This window comes from Rhizobium laguerreae (genome assembly GCF_002008165.1).
GTDB lineage: Bacteria > Pseudomonadota > Alphaproteobacteria > Rhizobiales > Rhizobiaceae > Rhizobium > Rhizobium laguerreae.
Window position 1 is genome coordinate 1311999 of record NZ_MRDM01000014.1, and the last position, 23926, is coordinate 1335924.

At 61.9% G+C, this 23926-nt stretch carries 21 protein-coding genes; 14 read left to right on the forward strand and 7 right to left on the reverse strand.

Annotated features, from left to right (window positions below):
* Positions 1–361: 361 nt before the first annotated feature.
* Positions 362–1363 (reverse strand): transcriptional regulator FtrA, encoded by a 1002-nt coding sequence (gene ftrA / locus BS630_RS22295; protein ID WP_077979080.1) that lies wholly within the window; start codon positions 1361–1363, stop codon positions 362–364.
* 67 nt (positions 1364–1430) lie between these two features.
* On the opposite strand from ftrA, the gene BS630_RS22300 reads away from it, so the two are divergent.
* Complete coding sequence (locus tag BS630_RS22300) at positions 1431–1841, forward strand: rhodanese-like domain-containing protein (RefSeq protein WP_025395666.1); 411 nt, start codon at positions 1431–1433, stop codon at positions 1839–1841.
* A 56-nt stretch (positions 1842–1897) separates the two neighbouring features.
* Here the strand turns inward: BS630_RS22300 and BS630_RS22305 are convergent, their stop codons facing one another.
* A complete protein-coding gene (locus BS630_RS22305) occupies positions 1898–2920 on the reverse strand; it encodes a zinc-dependent alcohol dehydrogenase family protein (RefSeq protein ID WP_025395667.1) in 1023 nt (340 codons plus the stop codon).
* Between the two features lie 102 nt (positions 2921–3022).
* On the opposite strand from BS630_RS22305, the gene BS630_RS22310 reads away from it, so the two are divergent.
* The 3 genes from BS630_RS22310 to BS630_RS22320 all read left to right on the forward strand — a co-directional run bounded on the left by BS630_RS22310 (position 3023) and on the right by BS630_RS22320 (position 7164).
* Complete coding sequence (locus tag BS630_RS22310; RefSeq protein WP_077979081.1) at positions 3023–3922, forward strand: LysR family transcriptional regulator; 900 nt, start codon at positions 3023–3025, stop codon at positions 3920–3922.
* Between the two features lie 141 nt (positions 3923–4063).
* A complete protein-coding gene (locus BS630_RS22315; protein WP_077979082.1) occupies positions 4064–4600 on the forward strand; it encodes a biliverdin-producing heme oxygenase in 537 nt (178 codons plus the stop codon).
* Complete coding sequence (locus BS630_RS22320; protein ID WP_077979083.1) at positions 4597–7164, forward strand: HWE histidine kinase domain-containing protein; 2568 nt, start codon at positions 4597–4599, stop codon at positions 7162–7164. Before BS630_RS22315 ends, BS630_RS22320 begins: the two co-directional genes overlap by 4 nt.
* Positions 7165–7168: 4 nt before the next feature.
* On the opposite strand, the gene BS630_RS22325 is transcribed toward BS630_RS22320, so the two are convergent.
* Positions 7169–7819, reverse strand: a complete 651-nt coding sequence (locus BS630_RS22325; protein WP_077979084.1) for a TetR family transcriptional regulator C-terminal domain-containing protein — start codon at positions 7817–7819, stop codon at positions 7169–7171.
* A gap of 302 nt (positions 7820–8121) precedes the next feature.
* Between BS630_RS22325 and BS630_RS22330 the strand changes: the two genes are divergently transcribed.
* From BS630_RS22330 to hydA, 3 genes are read left to right on the forward strand one after another with little or no spacing between them, the layout of a single operon-like run.
* On the forward strand, positions 8122–9375 hold the full coding sequence (locus tag BS630_RS22330) for a Zn-dependent hydrolase (RefSeq protein WP_077979085.1): 1254 nt from the start codon (positions 8122–8124) through the stop codon (positions 9373–9375).
* Complete coding sequence (locus BS630_RS22335) at positions 9375–9959, forward strand: endonuclease domain-containing protein (protein WP_077979086.1); 585 nt, start codon at positions 9375–9377, stop codon at positions 9957–9959. The genes BS630_RS22330 and BS630_RS22335 overlap by 1 nt, the downstream gene beginning before the upstream one ends.
* A gap of 2 nt (positions 9960–9961) precedes the next feature.
* Positions 9962–11416: a dihydropyrimidinase gene (hydA, locus tag BS630_RS22340; protein WP_077979267.1), complete on the forward strand. Its 1455-nt coding sequence runs from the start codon at positions 9962–9964 to the stop codon at positions 11414–11416.
* A 58-nt stretch (positions 11417–11474) separates the two neighbouring features.
* Here the strand turns inward: hydA and BS630_RS22345 are convergent, their stop codons facing one another.
* A complete protein-coding gene (locus BS630_RS22345; RefSeq protein WP_003542280.1) occupies positions 11475–11888 on the reverse strand; it encodes a cupin domain-containing protein in 414 nt (137 codons plus the stop codon).
* A gap of 94 nt (positions 11889–11982) precedes the next feature.
* Here BS630_RS22345 and BS630_RS22350 point away from each other — a divergent pair, with 94 nt between their 5' ends.
* From BS630_RS22350 to BS630_RS22385, 7 genes are all read left to right on the forward strand, one after another.
* A complete protein-coding gene (locus tag BS630_RS22350) occupies positions 11983–12759 on the forward strand; it encodes an ABC transporter ATP-binding protein (protein ID WP_077979087.1) in 777 nt (258 codons plus the stop codon).
* Positions 12760–13000: 241 nt separating this feature from the next.
* Positions 13001–13930: an ABC transporter permease gene (locus BS630_RS22360; RefSeq protein ID WP_077979089.1), complete on the forward strand. Its 930-nt coding sequence runs from the start codon at positions 13001–13003 to the stop codon at positions 13928–13930.
* Complete coding sequence (locus BS630_RS22365; protein WP_077979090.1) at positions 13927–15054, forward strand: ABC transporter permease; 1128 nt, start codon at positions 13927–13929, stop codon at positions 15052–15054. The genes BS630_RS22360 and BS630_RS22365 overlap by 4 nt, the downstream gene beginning before the upstream one ends.
* Positions 15055–15112: 58 nt before the next feature.
* Positions 15113–16084, forward strand: coding sequence for an ABC transporter substrate-binding protein (locus tag BS630_RS22370; RefSeq protein ID WP_077979091.1), 972 nt, complete (start codon positions 15113–15115; stop codon positions 16082–16084).
* 398 nt (positions 16085–16482) lie between these two features.
* Positions 16483–17673 (forward strand): efflux RND transporter periplasmic adaptor subunit, encoded by a 1191-nt coding sequence (locus BS630_RS22375; RefSeq protein ID WP_077979092.1) that lies wholly within the window; start codon positions 16483–16485, stop codon positions 17671–17673.
* A gap of 12 nt (positions 17674–17685) precedes the next feature.
* Positions 17686–21012 (forward strand): efflux RND transporter permease subunit, encoded by a 3327-nt coding sequence (locus BS630_RS22380; protein ID WP_077979093.1) that lies wholly within the window; start codon positions 17686–17688, stop codon positions 21010–21012.
* A gap of 167 nt (positions 21013–21179) precedes the next feature.
* Positions 21180–21863, forward strand: a complete 684-nt coding sequence (locus tag BS630_RS22385) for a Crp/Fnr family transcriptional regulator (protein ID WP_077979094.1) — start codon at positions 21180–21182, stop codon at positions 21861–21863.
* Between the two features lie 19 nt (positions 21864–21882).
* Here the strand turns inward: BS630_RS22385 and ureG are convergent, their stop codons facing one another.
* From ureG to ureE, 3 genes are all read right to left on the reverse strand, one after another.
* Complete coding sequence (gene ureG / locus BS630_RS22390) at positions 21883–22494, reverse strand: urease accessory protein UreG (protein ID WP_003542294.1); 612 nt, start codon at positions 22492–22494, stop codon at positions 21883–21885.
* A 90-nt stretch (positions 22495–22584) separates the two neighbouring features.
* Positions 22585–23256 carry an urease accessory protein UreF gene (locus BS630_RS22395; RefSeq protein ID WP_017961736.1) on the reverse strand — a complete coding sequence of 224 codons (672 nt, stop codon included), beginning with the start codon at positions 23254–23256 and terminating at the stop codon, positions 22585–22587.
* Between the two features lie 6 nt (positions 23257–23262).
* Positions 23263–23841 carry an urease accessory protein UreE gene (gene ureE, locus BS630_RS22400; protein ID WP_077979095.1) on the reverse strand — a complete coding sequence of 193 codons (579 nt, stop codon included), beginning with the start codon at positions 23839–23841 and terminating at the stop codon, positions 23263–23265.
* Positions 23842–23926: the final 85 nt, after the last annotated feature.

Below are 23926 nucleotides of genomic sequence, written 5' to 3' on the forward strand. Positions count from 1 at the left end.
GCGTGCTGAGATGTCGCTCATCACCACGCGCCCTCTCGAGATGCGATCGAGAGCGGCCATTTAGAGCCTTTCCGGGTTAGATTGCAGCATTCTGCCGGAGCAGGTTTTCGTCAGGGCAGAGACGATTGGCGAAGGGCATACCCCTAGGTACGTCCGAGCCGATCGCCTTTGCCCTGGCGGAAAGATGCCCGGCCCTTCGGGTTGGCTGAAACGGGCCGGCTGATCGATCGGCCGGCTTGGCCGTAGAACTTGGCTACGACGCGCGCCGGCCGGTCGACCATCCGACTCCGTTTGAGCCAACAGAATGCTTCAATCTAACCCGGAAAGGCTCTAGCTAGGTTAAATGCAGGCAAAGGATGCCTTAGCCACCGAATGATTTTCGATAGGCATGAGGGCTTGTCCCGAGCCGCCTGCGAAAATGATGCCGCATGGTTGCCAGTGTTCCAAAGCCGCTGGCAGCGGCGATGTCATCGAGCGAAACGGCAAGTTCCTTCTCCATCAGATCGCGGGCATGACGCAGCCGCTCCTTCAGCAGCCATTCGCCGACGCTGAGGCCCGTCGTCGCTTCGAAGCGCCGCTGGAAGGTGCGCATGCTCATGCCCGCTCTTTTCGCAAGCAGGCTGATTGGCTGGTCCTCGGAAAGGCTTTCGCGCATCCATTCGATCAGCGGCCCCAAGCGGATACCCTCGCGTTCCTCGGGAACTGGCGCGTGAATGAACTGCGCCTGTCCGCCTTCGCGGTGTGGCGGCACGACCAGACGGCGGGCGACGCTGTTTGCGGCCTCCGAACCGAAATCGCCGCGCACCACATGCAGGCAGAGATCGATGCCGGCAGCACTGCCCGCCGCCGTCAGCAGGCTGCCTTCGTCCATGTAGAGAACGTCGGCGTCGAGTGCGATGTCGGGATAACGCGCGGCGATCGAGGCGACATAACGCCAATGCGTCGTCGCCCTGCGGTTCGTTAGCAGACCCGACCCGGCAAGAACGGCAACACCTGAGCAAAGTGACATGATCCTTGCGCCGCGTTCATGCGCGGCCTTGAGCGCTGAAACCAGCGGCTCAGGAACGGCGGCATCGATCGACCGCCAACCCGGCACGACGATCAGGTCCGCTTCGTCAAGCACTTCCAGTCCCTTGTCGACTGCCACCGTCAGCCCTCCCGCAGCGCGAAGCGGACCCGGTTCGATGCCGCAAACCGAGAAGCGATACCAGCCTTCGCCCATTTCCGGCCGTGGCAGGCCGAAGACCTCGTAGGCGATGCCGAATTCGAAGGTGCAGAGCCCGTCATAGGCAAGTGCGGCGACCAGCGGTCCTTTCGTCTGCGGCGGCAATGAATTTGGCATGATCTTTACGCTGTCGGTCATGATGGCCAATTTCGCAAAGCTTTAGCATCGGCAATACCAGGCGGCAACTTCAGAAAAAGGAAAACCGATGCCAAGCCCCATTTCCCAAATACCTGCTGCAGCTCCGCATGCCGCCGTCGCTCACTTTGCCGCCAAGCTCGCTTTCGAAACCGATTGCTCCGACGTGCATGCCGCCTTTGCGGCCGGCAAAGTCGATTTCGTTCTCCTCGACGTGCGCTCGCCGCAGCTCTTCGCAGAGTCCCACATTCCCGGAGCCATCAACCTGCCGCACGGCAAGATGACGGCGCACCGCATGTCGACATGGGCAAGCGATACACTCTTCGTCGTCTATTGCGCCGGCCCGCACTGCAACGGCGCCGACAAGGCTGCCTTCCGCCTCGCCAATCTCGGGCTTCAGACCAAGCTGATGATCGGCGGAATGACCGGCTGGGCCGATGAAGGCTTCGCCTTCGAACAGGGCGTCCCTGCTGCCGCATGAGGGCCTCCCGTCTCCCCTGCAATTATTGCAGCGGGGAGACGGGAAAATCGCGGCCGTCAGAACTCGACGACCACCTTGCCGAAAGGCCCGCGATAGAGGTGATCGAGCGCCTCAGGGAATTCGTCGAAGGCATAACGCTTGTCGATCACAGGCTTCAGCCCGGTCTGGTCGATTGCCCGCACCAGATTTTCAAGCGCACGGCGATGGCCGACCGAAATGCCCTGCACGACTGGCGCCTTGAGCAGGAATGGGCCGGCCGGGCCGGAAACCTCGAATCCCTCGAACACGCCGATAACGGAAATGCGGCCATTGATCGCCACCGCCTTCAGCGCCTGGCCGAGATGTGGGCCGCCGACGATCTCAAGCACGTGATCGGCGCCATAGCCGCCGGTCAACTGATAAAGTTGTTCCACCCAGTCGCCCTCATGGCGGTTGATCGTATGATCGGCGCCGAGAGCAACGGCGCGCTCGAGCTTCTCGGCGCTGCCTGATGTGATGAAGACCTCCGCGCCATGCGCCTTGGCGATCTGCAGACCGAAGAGCGCCACCCCGCCGGTGCCTTGTACTAGCACCTTGTCGCCGGCTTTCAGACCGCCGCGTTCGATCAGGGCGAACCAGGCAGTCAGTCCGGCGCAGGGCAAGGTGCTCGCCTGCGCCGCATCGAGCGTATCAGGCGCGCGTGAATACCATTCCTCCGATAGCACGGTGTATTGCGAGAGGACGCCGGGATAGAAGCCGCCGCGCGTCTTGTAAGGTGGCGTGCGCGCATCGCCCAAGCCGCGTCCGTCAATCCAGTCGGGCGAAAACGTCGAGATGACCCGATCGCCCGGCTTGAAACGGCTGACATCGGGTCCGACTGCCTCGACGACCCCTGCCATGTCCGAAGCTGGCACGAAGGGAAATTGCAGCGGCAACCCCATGCCGCTCTCCATCAGCAACCGATCGCGGAAATTGAGCGAGACGGCTTCCGTCCGGACCAGAACCCTGTTTCCCGAAACCGGTTCGAGCCTCCGCTCCCCGATCGTCAGCTGGCGCTCCGGCCCTACCGCGTCGATCTGCCATTGCCGTGTTGTCTGCATTGTCTTGCTCCTTGTCCATTGCAGGGAGCGCAAAACATATCGTTGAATATTTCGCACCAGTTGCGATATTTATTCTCCAGAATGGTTCCAAAGAGGAAACAAATGGAACAGCTGAAGGGTATCTCGATCTTTGTCGAAGCCGTCGAGGCAGGTGGCTTTTCGGCCGCCGCCGAGCGGCTTCACCTCACGCGTTCGGCGGTCGGCAAGACGATCGCACGTCTGGAACAGCGTCTCGGCGTGCGGCTTTTCAACCGTACGACACGCATGCAGAGCCTCACCGAGGAAGGCCGCTTCTTCTACGAGCGCTGCCTGCGGGCGGTCGAGGAAATCCGCCTCAGGGAAGCGATGCTGGAATCCGGCCGGCGTGATGTGCGCGGCCGCCTGCGCATCTCGATGCCGGTGCTTTTCGGCCGCCATTGCATCGCGCCGGTCCTCGCACGCCTGCTCGATGAACATCCGAACCTCGAACTCGACCTTTCCTTCAACGACCGTATCGTCGACCTGCTCGAGGACGGCTTCGATCTTGTCATCCGCAACGGGCCGCTGAAGGACAATCCGGATCTGATGGCCCGGGCGATCGCCCGCCAGCGCATGACCGTCTGCGCATCGCCCGCCTATCTGGAAAAACATGGTTCGCCGCAGACCGTCTTCGATATTCCCCGGCATGAGGGCATCGTCTATAGGCGGGGCGATGATGACAAGGGCTGGATCTTTCCGACTGCAGCCGATCCCGGGCGGCGGATGCCGCCAAAGGCGCGGCTGCGGCTCGACGACCTTGCTTCGATTTCCGATGCGGCCGTCGCCGGGCGCGGACTTGCCTGGCTCCCCTGCTGGCTGGTCCGCGAGGAGGTGCTGGCAGGCCGGCTCATTCAGGTGTTGAAGCAGGAACCGGCCAATGTCTTCGATGCCCATGCCGTTTGGCTGCGCTCTCCGGTCATGCTGCCGAAGGTGCGGCTCGCGATCGATACGCTCGCCGCAGGACTGCCGGCAATGATGGGCTGAAGCGCTCGCCACGCGTCTGCGAGCGACGAGAAACCCATGTAATTCCTATACGTTTCCCTGGAAATCACCCGATGCAGCAGTATATCCGATAGTTCACCGTCCGTTGTGGACGACCGCCATATCACTCGGAACACGGTCAGCATGTCACTTCGCAGCGCTCTCCGCGCACAAACTGCAGATTGCCACGCCGCGGTCGACGCTCTCTTCGGCAGTTTCAATCTCTCACGCACCCAGGATTACAAGGCATTCCTGCGCGCGCATGCCCAGGTCGTACCATCAGTCGAACATGCGCTTGAGGAAGCCGGGATCGCTCGCCTGCTGCCCAACTGGTCGGAACGAAGGCGCGCTCACCTGCTCGCTGCCGACATTAGGGAACTCGGCGATCGATTGCCCGCGCCCCTTCCTCAACCCGCCTTGCATTGCGAAGCAGCGGTCTGGGGTGCTGCCTATGTCCTGGAAGGCTCCAAGCTCGGCGGCGCGCTGCTCGCCAAGGCCGTGCCTGATCATTTGCCCAGCAGCTACCTGACCCCCCAAGGCCCGAAGGGCGCCATGCGGCTCTTCATGGATCGTCTTGACGCGAGCAAGGTGGACGATCCCGGCGCTGCCGTCACGGCCGCTCGCAATGTCTTCGATCTCTTCCTAAAAGCGGGGCAACTCACGCTGGAAACCGTGCCATGAGCGGCACGCACGAACCTGTCGATCTCACCAACTGCGACCGTGAACCGATCCACCAGCTTGGATCGGTTCAACCTTTCGGCTTTCTCCTGGCGATATCCTCAGACTGGATTGTCACCCGCGCCTCCGCAAATCTGGTGGAGTTTCTCGATGTTGCGCAGGCCGACGCGATCGGCCGTCCCGTTGTTTCGCTGATCACACCCGAAGCACTCCACGCCGTCCGCAACAAGCTTACCACGCTGCGCGGTCCCGACGTCGCCGAGCGCATTTTCGGCATTGCCCTGATGCCCGATCAAAACAGGTTCGACATTGCCCTGCACCTGAACGGAGGTGAGGTCATCATCGAAGGCGAGCGCTGCCAGGATGACCGGCGCGACGCCGCTTCGCTCTCCATGCGCAGCATGATGTCCCGCCTCGACCACACGGAAACACTGGAGGCTTTCTTCCGCGAAGGTGCAAGACAGGCGCGCGCCTTGACTGGCTTCGATCGGGTCATGGTTTATCGTTTCGACGAAGGCGGTTCCGGCGAAGTGGTGGCGGAAGCCGCCCGGGCCGGCATCGGCTCGTTTCTCGGGCTGCACTATCCGGCTTCCGACATTCCGGTGCAGGCGCGCGCGCTTTATCTGCGCAACCTGTTCCGCATCATTGCCGATGTCGACGCCGTCCCGGTCCCGATCCTGCCGCAACGCGACGAGCACGGCCAGCCGCTCGACCTCTCCATGTCGGTATTGCGTTCTGTTTCGCCGATCCACATCGAATATCTGAAAAACATGGGCGTCGGCGCTTCGCTCTCCATATCGATCGTCGTGGACGGTAAGCTCTGGGGCCTATTTGCCTGCCATCATTACGGCCCGCGTCTGCCTTCGGCCCAAAGCCGCTCCACTGCCGAACTCTTCGGTCAGATGTTTGCGTCGCGTCTTGAAAGCCGCGAACGGCGGCTGGCTCTCGACTACGAGACCAAGGCGCGCCGCATCGCCGACCGGCTTCTCACCTCCGTGGCAGACAATGCGAGCCTGCTCGACGATCCGGCCTGGCTGATTGAGGCGCTCGCCGATGCCATTCCTGCTGACGGGATCGGCGTCTGGATCAACGGCCGGCTGGCACTCGCCGGCATCGGGCCGAATGAGAGAAGTTTCGCAGCCCTCGTCCGCCACCTCAACCGTAGCGCTGCCGGCCGAATCTATGCCGTGGACAGGCTCTCAGAAACCTATCCGGACCTTGAGGTCGACGATGCGGTGGCAGGCATGCTCGCCATCCCGATCTCGCGGTCGCCGCGCGATTATGTCGTGCTTTTCCGTCAGGAATTGGTGCGCACCGTCCGCTGGGGCGGCGACCCACACAAGCCGGTGGAATACGGGCCGAACGGCCCGAGGCTGACGCCGCGCAAGAGTTTCGAAGCCTGGTCGGAACTGGTGCGCGGCCGCTCCCTTCCTTTCACGGACGCCGAGCGCCGTGTCGCCGAAACCATCCGCGTCACACTGATCGAAGTGGTGTTGCGCCTCACCGACGAGGTCAGCATGGCGCGCCAGACGGCAAACGAGCGCCAGGAACTGCTGATTGCCGAGCTGAACCACCGCGTCCGCAACATATTGAGCCTCATCACCGGCATTATCCGGCAGTCGCAGGCAACGTCGGTCGGCCTTGGCGACTACATTCGCCAGCTCGAGGGCCGCATCCAGTCACTCGCCCGCGCCCATGACCAGATCACCCGCGATCACTGGGCGCCCGCTTCGCTTCGGCAATTGCTGCTCGCAGAGACCGCCGCCTATCTCGGGAAAAACGCGCAACGCATCCAGATGAGCGGCGAGGATGTGCTGCTGGAACCGCAGGCCTTTTCCACCGCCGCCCTTGTTTTCCATGAGCTGATGACCAATAGCGCCAAATATGGCAGCCTTTCCGGAATTGGCAGCGGCACCGTCCAACTCGGCTGGCATCGCGACGACGAGGGCAATCTGCGCATTAGCTGGCGCGAAAAGAATGGTCCACCCGTCGTCGAACCCAAACGCCATGGCTTCGGTTCGACGATCATCCGCCGCTCGATCCCCTATGACCTTGGCGGCAAAGCCGAGGTCCGCTACGCCAAGGATGGGCTCGAGGCCGATTTCTCCATCCCCGCGCGACATGTCGTCGGCCCCACGAGCGAACGATCAAATCCGGCTCCGCTCGGAACGACCGAACCCAAGACCAATCCCGACGATCAGCCGCTTTTCGGCCTGAACGTACTGCTGGTGGAAAACAATCTGATCATCGCCATGGATGGCGAGGACATCCTGCGCCGCCTGGGCGCCGACGTGGCTACGGCGCCAAGTGTCACTGAGGCGATGGAAATTCTGGCAGGCCAGTCCTTCGATCTGGCGCTTCTCGATGTCAATCTTGGCGATGAGACGAGTTTCGGAATTGCCGACCGGCTGGCTGCCGAAGGCGTGCCCTTCGTTTTTGCCACGGGCTATGGGGAGGGCATCGCCCAGGCCAACAGCCACTCGGACGCGCCCGTGCTACAGAAGCCTTATACGATGGAAGGCATGACGGATATTCTTGCTCGGGTGCCGCTTCCAAGAAGAGGGTAAACCCTCACGCCTCCAGGGGATCCGGTCGCAGGCCGCCGATGAAGAGCTGTTCCAGAAACCGCGCCGCATCCTCGAAGCGCCCTTCGCCCGAATGTTCCTGCCCCAGCACGGCACGCACCTGAACGTCGAAATCCGCGTAATGCTGCGTTGTCGACCAGATGGAGAAGATCAGGTGATAGGGATCGCATTTGACGATCTTGCCTGATTTCGCCCAGGCGCGGATGACCTCCGCCTTCTCGTCGACCAATTCCTTCAGCGGTCCCTTCAGCTCGTCCTCGATATGCGGCGCGCCCTGCAGCACCTCGTTGGCGAAAAGCCGGCTCTCGCGCGGAAAATCGCGGGCCATCTCCAGCTTGCGGCGGATGTAGCTGCGGATTTCCGCCTCCGGATTGCCTTCGGCGTCGAAGGCCCGCAACGGCTCCAGCCAGGTGTAGAGCACCCGGTCGATCAGCGCCCGGTGCATGGCTTCCTTGGTGCGGAAATAATAGAGCAGGTTGGGTTTCGACATGCCCGCCACTTCGGCGATCTGGTCAATGGTCGAGCCGCGAAAGCCGCTTGCCGAAAACACGTCGAGGGCCGCTTCCAGGATCTGCTCTTCCTTCTCCTCCTGGATTCGCGTCCGCCTCAGGGTTTTCGCTGCTCTCGGTATGGTCACAGGCTGTTATTTCCCCTTGAAATTCAACTTCTTCGCTCAAGTTTAGACCGGAAACGTTCCCCGCCGCTTTCTTGAGCAACTGCCCGTATTTTTATCGGTAATTTTCGTGATTTTCGTCTTGAGCCCGGCGGTGGAAGTTGTAATGTTTACCAATCGGTCAAATTATCCGCCAGATGCAAAGCAAAGGCAACTGACGATTTTCCGGCGCTCGACAAAACCAATAAGGGAGCGCAGGAAAGGACCACGGGAACAGGCGGGCATGACCTTTGCATGACTGCCGCAAACAGGTGAGGGCATACAAAATGGTGGCAGCACCAGGCGAGAACATGCGCGTCAATGGCGACCGTCTCTGGGACAGTCTCATGGACATGGCAAAAATCGGCCCCGGCATAGCCGGCGGCAACAACCGCCAGACACTGACGGATGCCGATGCGCAAGGCCGCAGCCTTTTCAAAAAATGGTGCGACGATGCCGGTTTGACGATGGGTGTCGACCGGATGGGCACGATGTTCGCCACCCGCCCCGGTACCGATCCCGATGCCTTGCCGGTCTATGTCGGCTCGCATCTCGACACCCAGCCGACCGGCGGCAAATATGACGGTGTGCTCGGCGTGCTCGCAGCCCTCGAAGTCGTGCGCACCATGAACGATCTCGGCATCAAGACCAAACATCCGATCGTCGTCACCAACTGGACCAACGAGGAAGGCGCGCGTTTTGCCCCTGCGATGCTGGCGTCAGGCGTCTTCGCCGGCGTGCACAGCCTGGATTTTGCCTATAATCGCAGGGATCCCGAGGGCAATCTGTTCGGCGACGAACTGAAGCGCATCGGCTGGGTTGGCGACGAAGAGGTCGGCGCCCGCAAGATGCACGCCTATTTCGAATATCACATCGAGCAGGGACCGATCCTCGAAGCCGAGGAAAAGCAGATCGGCGTCGTCACCCATTGCCAGGGCCTCTGGTGGCTGGAATTCACGCTGACCGGCAAGGAAGCCCATACCGGCTCGACGCCGATGAACCTGCGCGTCAATGCCGGTCTCGCCATGGCCCGCATTCTGGAAATGGTCCAGGACGTGGCGATGGGTGAACAGCCAGGCGCCGTCGGCGGTGTCGGCCAAGTCTTCTTCTCTCCGAATTCCCGTAACGTACTACCCGGCAAGGTCGTCTTCACCGTCGACATCCGCTCTCCCGACAAGGAGAAGCTCGACCGCATGCGGGCAAAGATCGAGGCGAAGGCGCCTGAGATCACCGACGCACTCGGTGTCGGCTGTTCCATCGAGGCGATCGGCCATTTCGAGCCGATCACCTTCGATCCGAAACTGGTCACGTCGGTGCGCGACGCCGCCGAGCGGCTCGGCTACAGCCACATGAACATCATCTCCGGCGCCGGCCACGACGCCTGCTGGGCCGCCAAGGTCGCGCCGGCAACGATGGTCATGTGCCCATGCGTCGGCGGCCTCTCGCACAATGAGGCGGAAGAGATCTCAAAGGAATGGGCGATGGCGGGAGCCGATGTGCTGTTCCATGCGGTGGTCGAGACGGCGGAGATCGTGGTGTGATGACTAATGTCGCGCCCGGAGCCCCCTCATCCGACCCTTCGGGCCACCTTCTCCCCGCTGGGGAGAAGGGATCGGTAGACGTCGCGGTCTTCCCCTTCTCCCCTCGGGGAGAAGGTGCCCGAAAGGCGGATGAGGGGGCTCCGGGCGCGACGAAAATTATCAAGCAGGATATCCGGAAGCATCGCACCAACAAGACCGACCAGGCGAGAACGCTTCGCCGCAACGAAACTGAAGAGGAATACCACCTCTGGAGCGACCTGCGCGCCCGCCGCTTGAACGGCTATAAGTTTGCAAGGCAAGTTCCCCTCGGCCCATTCATCGTCGATTTCCTCTGTCGTGAACAACGACTGATCGTCGAAGTCGACGGCTTCCAGCATGCCGATAGCGCGTCCGATCAGCGCCGAACTGAATGGCGCAATGTGAATGGCTATTCCATCCTGCGCTTCTGGAATCGGGAAATCTCGCGCGAACGCCGCTCAGTTCTCGAAACGATTCTGGCGGCTTTGCAGGGCCGGATCGAGGCCAGCTCAGACCTGCTCGGCTTCTATTCGCCAGCCAAATCTACAGACAAGAACGGGGAATGATCATGACCACAGTCATCAAGAACGGCACCATCGTCACCGCCGACCTGACCTATAAGGCTGACGTGAAAATCGACGGCGGCAAGATCGTCGAGATTGGCCCGAACCTCTCGGGCGACGAGACGCTGGATGCGACCGGCTGTTATGTCATGCCCGGCGGCATCGATCCGCACACCCACCTCGAAATGCCCTTCATGGGCACCTATTCCTCCGACGATTTCGAGAGCGGCACGCGCGCCGCCCTGTCCGGCGGCACAACGATGGTAGTCGATTTCGCCCTGCCCGCCCCCGGCCAGTCGCTGCTCGAGGCGCTGACCATGTGGGACAACAAATCGACCCGCGCCAACTGCGATTATTCCTTTCATATGGCAGTCACCTGGTGGAGCGAGCAGGTCTTCAAGGAGATGGAGGCCATCGTCCGCGACAAGGGCATCAACACCTTCAAGCACTTCATGGCCTATAAGGGCGCGCTGATGGTCGACGATGATGAGATGTTCGCCTCCTTCCAGCGCTGCGCCGAACTCGGCGCCCTGCCGCTGGTGCACGCCGAAAACGGCGACGTCGTCGCCTCGATGTCGGCAAAGCTGCTCGCCGAGGGCAATAACGGCCCCGAGGCGCATGCTTATTCCCGGCCCGCCGAAGTGGAAGGTGAGGCCACCAACCGCGCCATCATGATCGCCGACATGGCCGGCTGCCCGGTCTATATCGTCCACACCTCCTGCGAACAGGCGCACGAGGCGATCCGCCGCGCCCGTGCCAAAGGCATGCGCGTCTATGGCGAACCGCTGATCCAGCACCTGACGCTCGACGAGAGCGAATATTCCAATCCCGACTGGGATCACGCGGCCCGCCGGGTGATGTCGCCGCCATTCCGCAACAAGCAGCATCAGGACTCGCTTTGGGCAGGGCTTGCCTCCGGTTCGCTGCAGGTGGTCGCCACCGACCATTGCGCCTTCACCACGGCGCAGAAGCGCTTCGGGCTCGGCGACTTCACCAAGATCCCGAACGGCACGGGCGGCCTCGAAGACCGCATGCCGATGCTCTGGACCCATGGCGTCAACACTGGCCGGCTGACGATGAACGAATTCGTCGCCGTCACCTCGACCAACATAGCCAAGATCCTCAACATCTATCCGAAGAAGGGCGCGATCCTTGTCGGCGCCGATGCCGACATCGTCGTGTGGGACGCGCAACGTTCCAAGACCATCTCGTCCAAGGCCCAGCAGTCGGCGATCGACTACAACGTCTTCGAAGGCAAGGAAGTGACCGGCCTGCCGCGCTATACGCTGACGCGCGGCGTTGTCGCAATCGAGGAAAACACCATCAAGACCCGCGAGGGCCACGGCGAATTCGTCAGGCGCGAGCCGGTCACGGCTGTCAGCAAGGCGCTTTCACAGTGGAAGGACATCACCGCGCCGCGCAAGGTGACGCGTAGCGGCATTCCGGCAAGCGGCGTATGACGATGGCGCATGACGATACGGCCATCAACCGGGGACCGCTGCCTCTATGCCAATGACCTCACGCCGGCACCAAAGCGTCCAACTCCGGCAGAAGCACGACGCTTTCCTGCTCGTTCGGATCGGTGCGGGCGATGATCGCCGTGCACGGCGTGCTGCTGAGGTTTGCCGGCAGGTGCGGCACGCCGGCCGGGATATAGAAAAGTTCGCCGGCATGGACGATGACGTGATGCTCGAGCCGGTCTCCGTACCATGTATGGGCCTCGCCGGAGAGCATGTAGATCGCCGTCTCGTGCGCCTCGTGCAGATGCGCCTTAGCGCGTACGCCCGGCGGGATCGTCAGGAGGTGCATACAGATGCCCTTGGCGCCGACCGTCTCGGCCGCGACCCCTTGGAAATAGCTGAGCCCCTGCTTGCCGTCATAGGCATGATTGGGGCGAACGATGTGGCAGGTGGGCTTTGATGTCACGTCCATCCTCATCCTCCATGGAGTGTGTCGTCGATAAAACCGGCGGTAATGATAGCACGCAAACCGCGTTCCCGCGGCGAAAACAAGACTGGTCGCATTGATGCAAGCACCCTCCGTCGTATCCGCCAAGGATCTCTGTCTCACCTACCAGGCGAATGACGGCCCGGTGAGTGCACTGAGCAATGTCAATCTCGATGTCCGCAAGGGCGATTTCGTCTCTTTCATCGGCCCGTCGGGCTGCGGCAAGACCACTTTCCTGCGTGTCATCGCCGATCTCGAGAAGAGCACCTCAGGCGAGATCGCGATCAATGGCATGACACCGGAAGAGGCTCGCAAGGCCCGCGCCTACGGCTATGTCTTCCAGGCGCCGGCGCTCTATCCCTGGCGCACCATCGAAAACAACATCGCCCTGCCCTTGGAGATCATGGGCTATTCCGGTGCCGAGCGGACGCGGCGCATCGCCGAAGCGCTCGATCTGGTCAGTCTTTCGGGCTTCGAGAAGAAATTCCCCTGGCAGCTTTCCGGCGGCATGCAGCAGCGCGCCTCGATCGCCCGTGCGCTCGCCTTCGACGCCGACCTGCTGCTGATGGATGAGCCCTTCGGCGCCCTGGACGAGATCGTCCGCGACCATCTGAACGAAGAGCTGCTGAAACTCTGGACCCGCACCAACAAGACGATCTGCTTCGTCACCCACTCCATCCCCGAGGCGGTCTACCTCTCGACCAAGATCGTGGTGATGTCTCCGCGCCCGGGCCGAGTGACCGATGTGATCGACTCGACCCTGCCGGCCGAACGCCCGCTCGACATCCGCGAAACCCCCGAGTTCCTGGAAATCGCTCATCGCGTCCGCGAAGGGCTGAGGACGGGGCACGCATGAGGAGCGGGAGCGTGCACCCTGGGGCCACCCCCCTCTGCCCTGCCGGGCATCTCCCCCACAAGGGGGGAGATCGATATGCCGCGCCGGCTTCCCCAAACAAAGATCGCCGTTCCGTTCGCTATAGAGCCGACTGGGAGCGACGCGCTATCCTCCTGCCGATCTCCCCCCTTGTGGGGGAGATGTCCGGCAGGACAGAGGGGGGTGGCAGCACACTCCATGCCAATACATGGGGGCGCCTCTTTTGAAACCCGACACCTTCAAGGACAAGATCGTCCCCGTCACCACAATCCTGCTCGCCCTCGTCGTCATCTGGTATGTCGCCGCCATCCTGATGAACGCGCCGTTCCAGCGCGACATGGACGGCCGCGCCGGCGCCACGCCTTCGACCCTCGAATTCATCGGCAAGACGCTGGCGCAGCCAAAGCCGATCCTGCCGGCGCCGCATCAGGTGGCGCAGAACGTCTACGAGAACACCTTTCTGCGCAGCCTTTCGAGCAACCGCAGCCTCGTCTATCACAGCTGGGTAACTCTCTCCTCCACCCTGCTCGGCTTCGGCTTCGGCATGCTGCTCGGCATCCTTCTCGCCGTGCTGATCGTCCACAACCGCGCCATGGACCGCTCGCTAATGCCCTGGCTGGTGGCGAGCCAGACCATACCGATCCTCGCCATCGCGCCGATGATCGTTATCATCTCCTACAATGTACTGACCGGCGACAATGCCGTTGCGCATCTGTTGAACCTCGATTCCGACGCCTCCCGCCTCGTCTCGAAAGCGCTGATCTCCACCTACCTCTCCTTCTTTCCGGTCGCCGTCGGCATGGTGAAGGGATTACGTTCGCCTGAGATCATGCATCTCGACCTGATGCGCACCTACTATGCCAGCCCGATGCAGACTTTCTGGAAGCTGCGCGTTCCAGCCTCGATCCCATTCCTCTTCACCTCGATGAAGGTGGCGATCGCCGCCAGCCTCGTCGGCGCCATCGTCGGAGAGCTACCGACGGGTGCCGTCGCCGGCATCGGTTCGAAGCTGCTGGCCGGCTCCTATTACAGCCAGACCATCGATATCTGGGCTGCCCTCGTCGCCGGATCGCTGCTGGCGGGCATCCTGGTTGCGATTGTCGGCGTTGCAGCGAAGGTCGTCGACCGCGCCATGGGCGGGAGGCCGGCATGAGACATATGACCTTCTCCTGGCAGGCCGTGGTCGCGCTCCTCCTCTGCGTCGGGGCGCTGACGGCCCTGCCGCTCCTGGCCGAGGGCGCAGCGCGATCCCTTACCGACGGCACGGCAAGCCTCATTTTCACCATCGTCATCGCGGCTGCCCTGCTGTCATTCGCGCCGCAGCCGCCGGCCTATCGGGCCACCGTGCTGTTTATCGGCGCGCATGGCGCCGCCTGGATGCTGCTTTCGGCTCTTTCCGGCAACGAGGGAACGGCGACGCGGGCTTTCTTCCTGCTGCTCTTTGCCTGCTGGCTGCTTGCCTGGCGATGCGTCACCGAACTGTCGAAACTGCAGCCCGTCACCACTTTCGGCAAGTCGGCGCTCCAGCTCCTGATCCCGGCGATCTTCGGCGCCTGGATCCTCATTCTCTGGGAAGCGGTCACGCGTGGCGCTGGCGTCCCCTTCATCCTGCTGCCGCCGCCGAGCGCCATCGGCGCGCGCTTCATGGCGTCGCTGCCCATCCTCGGCGCCGACGTCAGGCAGACGATCTTCAAGGCGGTGCTGATCGGTTATATCGTCGGCTGCCTCAGTGGCTTCGTCGTCGCGGTGCTCGCCGACCGCATCGCCTTCCTGCGCCGCGGCCTTCTGCCGATCGGCAACATGGTTTCGGCCCTGCCGATCATCGGTGTCGCCCCTGTCATGGTCATGTGGTTCGGCTTCGACTGGCCGTCGAAAGCCGCGGTCGTCATCATCATGACCTTCTTCCCGATGCTGGTGAATACCGTCGCCGGCCTTGCCGCCTCCGGCAGCATGGAGCGCGAGCTGATGCGCACCTATGCCTCCGGATATTGGCAGACGCTGCTGAAACTCAGGCTTCCGGCAGCAATGCCCTTCATTTTCAACGCACTGAAGATCAACTCGACGCTGGCGCTGATTGGTGCCATCGTTGCGGAATTCTTCGGGACGCCGATCGTCGGCATGGGCTTCCGCATCTCCACCGAGATCGGCCGCATGAATGTCGACATGGTCTGGGCGGAAATCGCCGTCGCGGCGCTGGCCGGCTCGATCTTCTATGGCATCATCGCCCTGACCGAACGGGCGGTGACGTTCTGGCATCCGTCTATCCGTGGTGGCTAGGCGCGCGCGGACTCCAGAAACGGGTCCGGGCATAACTTCAGAGGGTAAGGATAAGAAAATGAGAAAGTTGATGGTTGCAATGATGGCGAGCGCGATGTCGCTTGCAGCAGCCCATGCGATGGCCGCCGACAAGGTGGTGCTGCAGCTGAAATGGGTCACGCAGAGCCAGTTCGGCGGCTATTACGTCGCTAAGGACAAGGGCTTCTACAAGGAAGAAGGCCTCGACGTCGACATTAAGCCGGGCGGCCCCGATATCGCCCCCGAGCAGGTGATCGCCGGCGGCGGGGCCGATGTTATCGTCGACTGGATGGGCGGCGCTCTGGTTGCCCGCGAAAAGGGTGTTCCGCTCGTCAACATCGCCCAGCCCTTTCAGAAGTCGGGTCTGGAAATGGTCTGCCGCAAGGACGGCCCGGTCAAGACCGAAGCCGACTTCAAGGGCCACACGCTCGGCGTCTGGTTCTTCGGCAACGAGTATCCCTTCTTCGCCTGGATGAACAAGCTCGGCCTGTCGACCGAAGGCGGGCCGAACGGCGTCACAGTGCTGAAGCAGAGCTTCGATGTGCAGCCGCTCGTCCAGAAGCAGGCCGACTGCATCTCCGTCATGACCTATAACGAATACTGGCAGGCGATCGATGCCGGCTTCAAGCCGGAAGAACTGACGGTCTTCAACTACACTGAAATGGGCAACGACCTTCTCGAAGACGGCCTCTATGCGATGGAAGACAAGCTGAAAGACCCGGCCTTCAAGGAGAAGATGGTCAAGTTCGTCCGCGCTTCGATGAAGGGCTGGAAATATGCCACCGAGAATCCCGACGAAGCCGCCGAGATCGTCACGGACAATGGCGGCCAGGACGAGAACCATCAGAAGCGCATGATGGGCGAAGTCGCCAAGCTGGTCGGCGACAGCTCCGGCAAGCTGGACGAGGCGCTCTATGCCCGCACGGCAAAGGCGCTGCTCGATCAGAAGATCATCAGCAAGGAGCCGTCGGGCGCCTGGACGCACGACATCACCGACGCCGCTTCCAAATAATTCGGCGAGATTGCGAAGCAAAACGCGCGGGAGATTTCCCGCGCGTTTTGTCTATTTCGGCCCAACCGAGAAAAATGCCTTGCAACTGTCGCATTTATCGGGCGTCAAACGTCTTAGAGATAAGACGCGATCAATCTTCGTAATGTTGACATAACCTTGCGGTGATTGATTGACGTCGGAATGGTAATTATTATCGCCAAATGGGGAATTGTTTTCTGCCGGACTTGTAGATCGAGCAAATCGATACCACCTACAAGCCGAATTTGCCGGCGAGGGATGAAGACGGCAAAGGATCGGCGGATACCTCTGAGAATGCAGGAAGGGCAGTGGCCTGATCGCGCGCTGAGTGGCAGACGCTCGAGTTCGGCCAACCTTATCATAAGATTGGACGAAGACGCATGGCACGCAAGCCAATTGGAATTCTAGGCGCCTCTACTCTTTTTGCAGCGGCACTTGCTGCATCCACCGCTTTTTCGCAGGAAACGCCGGTCGCAAAGCCGCAGCAGAACCTGCCGGCGATCGTCGTCACCACGGCGGTGAACCGCACCCTCGTCGACCGTGTCATCGGCACAGGAACGGTCAAGCCCGTCGAGGAAGTCTATATCCAGCCGCAGGTCGAAGGCCTCTCGATCCGAACATTGAAAGCCGATGTCGGCGACAAGGTTCAGGCCGAAAGCACGCTGGCGACGCTCAACGATGACGCGCTGGTGCTGGAGAAGAGCCAGATGATGGCGACGAGGGCCAAAGGCGAGGCAAGCCTCGCCCAACTGCGCGCCCAACTCATTGAGGCACAGGCCAATGCCGAACAGGCGAGGCAGCAGCAGGCTCGCGCTCAGGAAATGGTCAAGAAGGGTACCGTTTCCACCGCCCAGGTCGAACAGGCCGATGCGACTGCCGCCGCCGCCAACGCCCGTGTCGTCTCTGCCGAACAGGCGATCGAGGTCGCCGAAGCCGATCTCAAGGTCTTCGACAGCCAGATCGCAGATGCGGATTTGAAGCTGGCGCGCACCGATGTGAAGACGCCGGTCGCCGGCACGATCTCGGCAAAGAACGCCAAGGTCGGCGCCATTGCTGCCGGCACCAGCGACCCGATGTTCACGCTTATCCGCAACGGCGATATCGAGCTTGTCGCCGAAATCGCCGAAAGCGATATCGTCAGGGTGATGGCTGGCCAGAAGGCGACGATTTCGCTTTCCGGTAGCCGCGAGAGACTTTCCGGCGCCGTGCGTCTGGTTTCGCCGACCGTCGATCCCGTCACCCGCCTCGGCCTCGTTCATATCTCCATCGACGATGACAGCAAGGCGCGTTCCGGCATGTACGGCAGCGCCGAGATCATCGTCCGCGAGACTGAAGGCGTAGCGCTTCCTTTGACCGCAGTGCTCACCGGCAATGAAGGCTCCTCCGCCCGCAAGGTCGAGGATGGTGTGGTGAAATTCGCCAAGGTCGAGACCGGCATCCAGGACGGTGCTTATGTCGAGATCGTCGAAGGATTGAAGACCGGCGACGAGGTCGTGGCCAAGGCGGGCGCCTACGTCCGCGACGGCGACCACATCACACCGGTGCGTGAACAGCCCCCGACTTCCAACTAAAGAGACCATCCGATGAATTTTTCAGCCTGGTCCATTCGAAATCCGATCGCGCCGCTCCTGACGTTCTGCCTGTTGATGTTCATCGGCATGCAGTCCTTCAATACGCTGCCGATCACGCGCTTTCCAAACATCGACGTGCCCCTCGTTTCGATCAGCGTGACGCAGAGCGGCGCTTCGCCGGCTGAGCTCGAAATGCAGGTTACAAAGGAGATCGAAGACGCGGTCGCCTCCATCACCGGCATCGACGAAATCCAGTCGACGGTGACCGACGGCAGCTCGCAGACCAACGTCATGTTCCGGATGGAAGTGCCGACGGAGCAGGCTGTCCAGGACACCAAGGATGCGATCGACCGCATTCGCAGCGATCTGCCGGCAACGGCCGAAGCACCGATCGTCTCCAAGGTCGATGTCGAGGGACAGGCGATCCAGACCTTCGCCGTTTCCTCGCCTGCCATGTCGCTGGAAGAACTTTCCTGGTTCGTCGACGACACGATCAAGCGTTCGCTGCAAGGACAGGCCGGCATCGGCCGTGTCGACCGTTACGGCGGCGCAGATCGCGAAGTGCGTATCGAACTCACCCCTGACAAGCTCAATGCATACGGCATCACTGCCGCGAGCGTGAACCAGCAGCTGCGCGGCACCAACATCGACCTCGGTTCGGGCCGCGGCCAGGTGGCGGGCAGCGAACAGGCGATCCGTGTTCTCGGCGACGCCCGCAACGTCGCTGACCTCGCCAATACGACCATTGGCCTGCCGAACGGCCGCTTCGTCAAACTATCCGATCTCGGCGTTATCAAGGACACCTATGAGGAGCCGAAATCCTTCTCGAGATTCAACGCTACGCCGGTCGTTACCTTCGGCGTTTTCCGCTCGAAGGGCGCCAGCGAAGTCAGCGTCGCCGAAACCGTGGCGCAGAATCTCGACAAGGTGCGAGCCGAAAATCCGAATGTGAAGATCGAACTGATCGATGATTCGGTCTATTTCACCTACGGCAACTACGAAGCCGCCATTCATACGCTGCTCGAAGGTGCGCTGCTCGCCGTCATCGTCGTCTTCCTGTTCCTCAGGAACTGGCGTGCGACGCTGATTTCGGCAATCGCCCTACCCTTGTCTGCGATCCCGACCTTCTGGGTCATGGACATGATGGGCTTCTCGCTGAACCTCGTCAGCTTCCTCGCGCTGACGCTTGCGACCGGCATTCTTGTCGACGATGCGATCGTCGAAATCGAAAACATCGCCCGCCACATCAAGATGGGCAAGACGCCCTATCGGGCGGCGATCGAAGCGGCCGATGAAATCGGCCTTGCCGTCATCGCCACCACCTTCACGATCATCGCCGTCTTCGTGCCCGTTTCCTTCATGCCGGGTATTCCGGGCCAATACTTCATCCAGTTCGGCCTGACCGTCGCCTTCTCGGTCTTCTTCTCGCTGATGGTCGCGCGCCTCATCACCCCGATGATGGCCGCCTATCTGATGCGCGCCGAAGACGGCATGGAAGACCATCACGACAATGATGGCCTGCTGATGCGGGGATACACGCGTCTCATACGTGGCACGACCGGCCGCTGGTACACGCGTTATGCCACGCTGATTGTCGCGTTCGCTTTCCTGGTCGGCTCTGTTCTGCTGCTGATGCAGGTTCCCGGCAGCTTCCTGCCGCCGGAAGATGCCTCACGCATCGTTCTCTCCGTCGAGCTGCCGCCCAATGCACGGCTCGACGATACCGAGAAGACGACGGATGCGATCTATGACAGGGTCAAGGACATCAACGGCGTCGAAAGCGTCTTCGTCCTCGGCGGCGCGTCGCCGAAGGGCGATCTCGAACTGCGCCGTGCGACCATCACGCTCGCGCTTCACAAGCTCGATCAATCGCTCGTCAAGAAGGTGGTCAACGACGTGCTCGGCGACATACCGGTCGTCGGCCCAATGCTGCCGAAAGTGGAAGTCCACGGCCGTGAACGCCCGCAATGGGATATTGAAAAGGAAGTCTTCGCCAAGCTGCGCGACATTCCCGACGTCCGTATCCTGAAGCTCAATGACCGCGGCGAACGCGACCTCTCCTTCAACTTCCTCTCCAAGAACGACAAGGACCTGAACGACGCCGTCGGCATTCTGGAATCCAAGCTCCGCGCCGATCCGCTGCTTGCCAATGTCAGCGCCGACGGCTCGCTGCCCCGTCCGGAACTGCAGGTTCATCCGCGCATGGATGAGGCCGCCCGCCTCGGAATCACGCCGCAGCAGATCTCCGAGACGATCCGCGTCGCCACCATCGGCGATGTCGATGCCGCCCTTGCCAAGATCTCGCTCGACGATCGGCAGATCCCGATCCGGGTCCAGGCCGCAGTCGACATGCGTCGCGATCTCGCGGCCATCCGGACGTTGAAGATCCAGACCGCCAGCGGCGGCACAGTTCCGCTCGCGAGCGTCGCCAATATCGACTATTCGGAAGGCGTAAGCTCGATCAAGCGCAACAACCGCTACCGCGTCGTCTCGATCGGTTCGGATCTGCCCCAGGGCGTCGCACTCGACACAGCCTCCGCCCGCTTCCGCGAGATAGTCAATGGGGCCAATATTCCGGCTTCCGTGCGTCTTGCAGAAAGCGGCGACACCAAGGTGCAGACCGAGATGCAGCAGAGTTTTGTCAACGCCATGTTGATGGGCCTGCTGCTGGTGCTGACGGTGCTGATCCTGCTCTTCAAGGACGTGATCCAGCCCTTCACCATCCTGTTCTCGCTGCCGCTCGCCATCGGCGGTGTCGCGGCCGGCCTGATCCTCACCAGCAATCCGCTGTCGATGCCCGTGATGATCGGCATCCTGATGCTGATGGGTATCGTTACCAAGAACGCCATCCTGCTCGTCGATTTCGCAATCGAGATGCGCCACCAGGGCATGTCGCGCGTCGAGGCCATGGTAGAAGCCGGCCGCAAACGCGCCCGGCCGATCATCATGACCTCGATCGCCATGTCGGCAGGCATGCTGCCTTCCGCTCTCGGTGTCGGCGAAGGCGGCTCATTCCGCGCGCCGATGGCGATCGCGGTGATCGGCGGCATCATCGTTTCGACAGTGCTCTCGCTCGTCGTCGTGCCCTCCTTCTTCCTGATCATGGACGACCTCTCCCGCCTGCTCGGCTGGGCTTTCGGCCGCCTGGTCGGCAGGAAGGACGACGAGGAACTGCCGCTGTCGCGCGAGGATCTCACCCGCGTCACCCGGGAGAACCGCGGCGACATCGACTCGCTGGAGGAGCGCCTGACCGCGATCGAAAAGCCGGAAAGCAAACGCAAGACCGCCAATGGCAACGACACCAACGTGCTGCGCCTGCCGCCCTTCGCGGCTGAATAAGCAAAGCCGAGGAATTGAACGGGCCGGGAGCGATCTCCCGGCCCGTTTCGCTTTTTTTCATTCATCTCTGACGGTTGACCAAAATCAATTCCATCGCCGTCTCCTTCCCGTATTTTGCCCGGCAGGCATAAGGAATTGAAAAGACCGCCATATCAGGGGACCGGGAGATGAACAGAACGCCGACATTCGACGGCCATGAGGCCGCTGTGCTCGCCAAGGCTGACTTCATGGCCGGGCTCGACCACGACGAGGCTGAAGCCCTGCGCGCCTGCGCCACCGTTCTCCTCTGCGACCCGCACGCCGTTCTCTTCGAGGAGGGCGACAAGGCGGCCTATTTCTATTGCATGCTCAGCGGTTATGTCAGGCTCTATCGTCACAAGGGCGACGGCAGGCAGGCCGATATCCGCATCTGCGAGCCCGGCGACAGTTTCGCCGAATGCCTGATCCACGCCGACGAAACCTATCGTTACGGCGCGCAGGCGATGGATCATGCCGTGCTGGCGTGCTTTCATATCGCCAAGGTCCGGCTGTTGCTCGATGAGCAGCCGCGGATCGGCAAGGCGATCATGCGCAGCCTGTCGCTGCATCTGATCTCGACGATGGAATGCCTGGCAAGCGACCGCATGCAGACCGCGCCGCAGCGCGTGGCTAACTATCTGCTGACCCATTGCATCGAGAACGGTGCGACCGCTTCGCTGCGGCTGCCCTTTCCGAAAAATCTGCTTGCCCGCAAACTCGGCCTCGCACCGGAGGCGCTTTCGCGCGCCTTCTCGGCGCTGAAGACGAAGGGTGTCACGGTGCGCGGCCGGGCAATCGCCGTCCGCGACGTCACAGTGCTGCGGCAGATCTGATCGCCAAAACCATCCCGCTTTAAAGCCCGCCCTGCTCCCTGAGGAAGCTGACGATCGAGCTGACGCCGTCGCCGCGCTTCATGTCGGAGAAGACGAAGGGGCGGCTCGCACGCATGCGGGTTGCATCCCGGTCCATGACCTCGAGATCGGCGCCGACATAAGGCGCCAGATCCTTCTTGTTGATGACGAGCAGGTCCGACCGGGTGATGCCGGGGCCTCCCTTGCGCGGGATTTCCTCGCCTTGGCAGACGGAGATGACATAGATGGTGATATCGGCAAGATCGGGCGAAAAGGTCGCAGCCAGATTGTCGCCGCCGGATTCGATGAAGACGACGTCCAGATCGGGGATCCGCTGGTTGAGGCCGGCGATCGCCTGCAAATTGATTGTCGCATCCTCGCGGATGGCGGTATGCGGGCAGCCGCCCGTCTCGACACCGACGATGCGGTCCGAAGTCAATGCCTGCATCCGCACCAGCGCCTCGGCATCCTCGGTCGTGTAGATATCGTTGGTGACGACGGCGACGGAATAATCGTCGCGCATCGCCTTGCAGAGCTTTTCGGTCAGCGCCGTCTTGCCCGAGCCGACCGGCCCGCCAATGCCGACACGCAAAGGACCGTTTCTCGATTTCATGTGCCTTACTCCAATCGAACCCCGATGATAACGAAGCCGCCCGCCCGCGCCACCGTCAAATGACGCAGCCGCAGCGATAATTTCGGACAATCACGAACGGAACAGCCGTGTCGCCTGCGTCTCGTGGCGCAGGCTGGCAATATCGGCCTGCACTGTCGCCGAACCCAGATCGTCGAGCGTCGAGGCTGCCGCCCGCCGGGCGACCTCCGCGATACGGTCTTCCAGACCGGCAAGAACGGCGAGGCCATCCCGTTGCCCGGCGACACCGAGGCGGATACCTGATGAAACCGCTTGTGAGACATAGGCATGCAGGAAGGCGGCGAGCGCCTTCTCGGGCCCTATGCCATGGGCGCCCGTCACCGCCCCGACCGCAATGGGATACGCGACCCTGTCAGGTAGCCGCTCGAACACCCCGTCGGGCCAGGCCCGCGCCGCTGCGAGGAAAGCCTCACCGAGCAACATCGTTTCCTGATGCCGCTCGCGTGATCCGGCCAGCGCCTCGGCGAGTGCAGCGACTTCGGCAAGGCGTGCGGGTTCTGCCTGTTGCCTGTGGCTTTCGGCCAGAAGCACCGCATCGTTCCAGGCCGACCCATTCCCGACCAGCGTGCCGATCCAGGCCGCAAGCGAGGTCGCATCCGTAACGAGCCCGTCGGCCACCGCCCGCTCCAGCCCGCCCGAATAGGCAAAGCTGCCGATCGGAAAGGCCGGCGAGAGCCATGCCGTCAGGCGCAGCAATGCCTGCAGCTCGCGATCCCTGGTCATCAAGACTCAGTCGTGCTTGTGGTCATGATCATGACCGCGATCGTGGCGGTGCTCATGCTCATGCTCGTAGCCATGTTCGTGATCGTGGTCATGGCCGTGATCATGCCCGTGGTCATGATTGTGATCGTGGTCATGCCCATGCGAATGCCCGCCTTGGGAATGATAGGCGCCGCGCGCCGGCTGGAACGGCTCGTCGATCTCGAGGACGACGGCGCCGAGGCCCTGCAGCATGGCGCGGATGACATGATCGCGGAGGATGACGATGCGGTCCTCCTCGATCTGCGCGGCAAGATGCCGGTTGCCGAGATGCCAGGCGAGCTCGACCAGATGGGTGCGGTCGCGACCGCGGATTTCGAAGAGTTTCTGGTCGGCGGCGAGGATCTCGATCAGTTCGCCGTCGTCGCGCACCAGCAGGTCGCCATTGGCGAAAAGCACCGGATCCTTGAGATCGAGCATGACCATCTCACCATTTTCCAGATGCAGCAGCTTGCGGCGCAGATGGCGCAGATCATGCGGCAGCTTGACCTGGGCGATTGGGTGGGAGGAAGGGGTTCCGGCGGGAAGATAGGAGATGACGCGCTGCATGACATGTCCGTTTTTCTGAGAGGACGACCATGCAAAATAGCTCTTCCCGATGCAAGCACCAATGGCCTTTCGTCCGTCTTCGGCT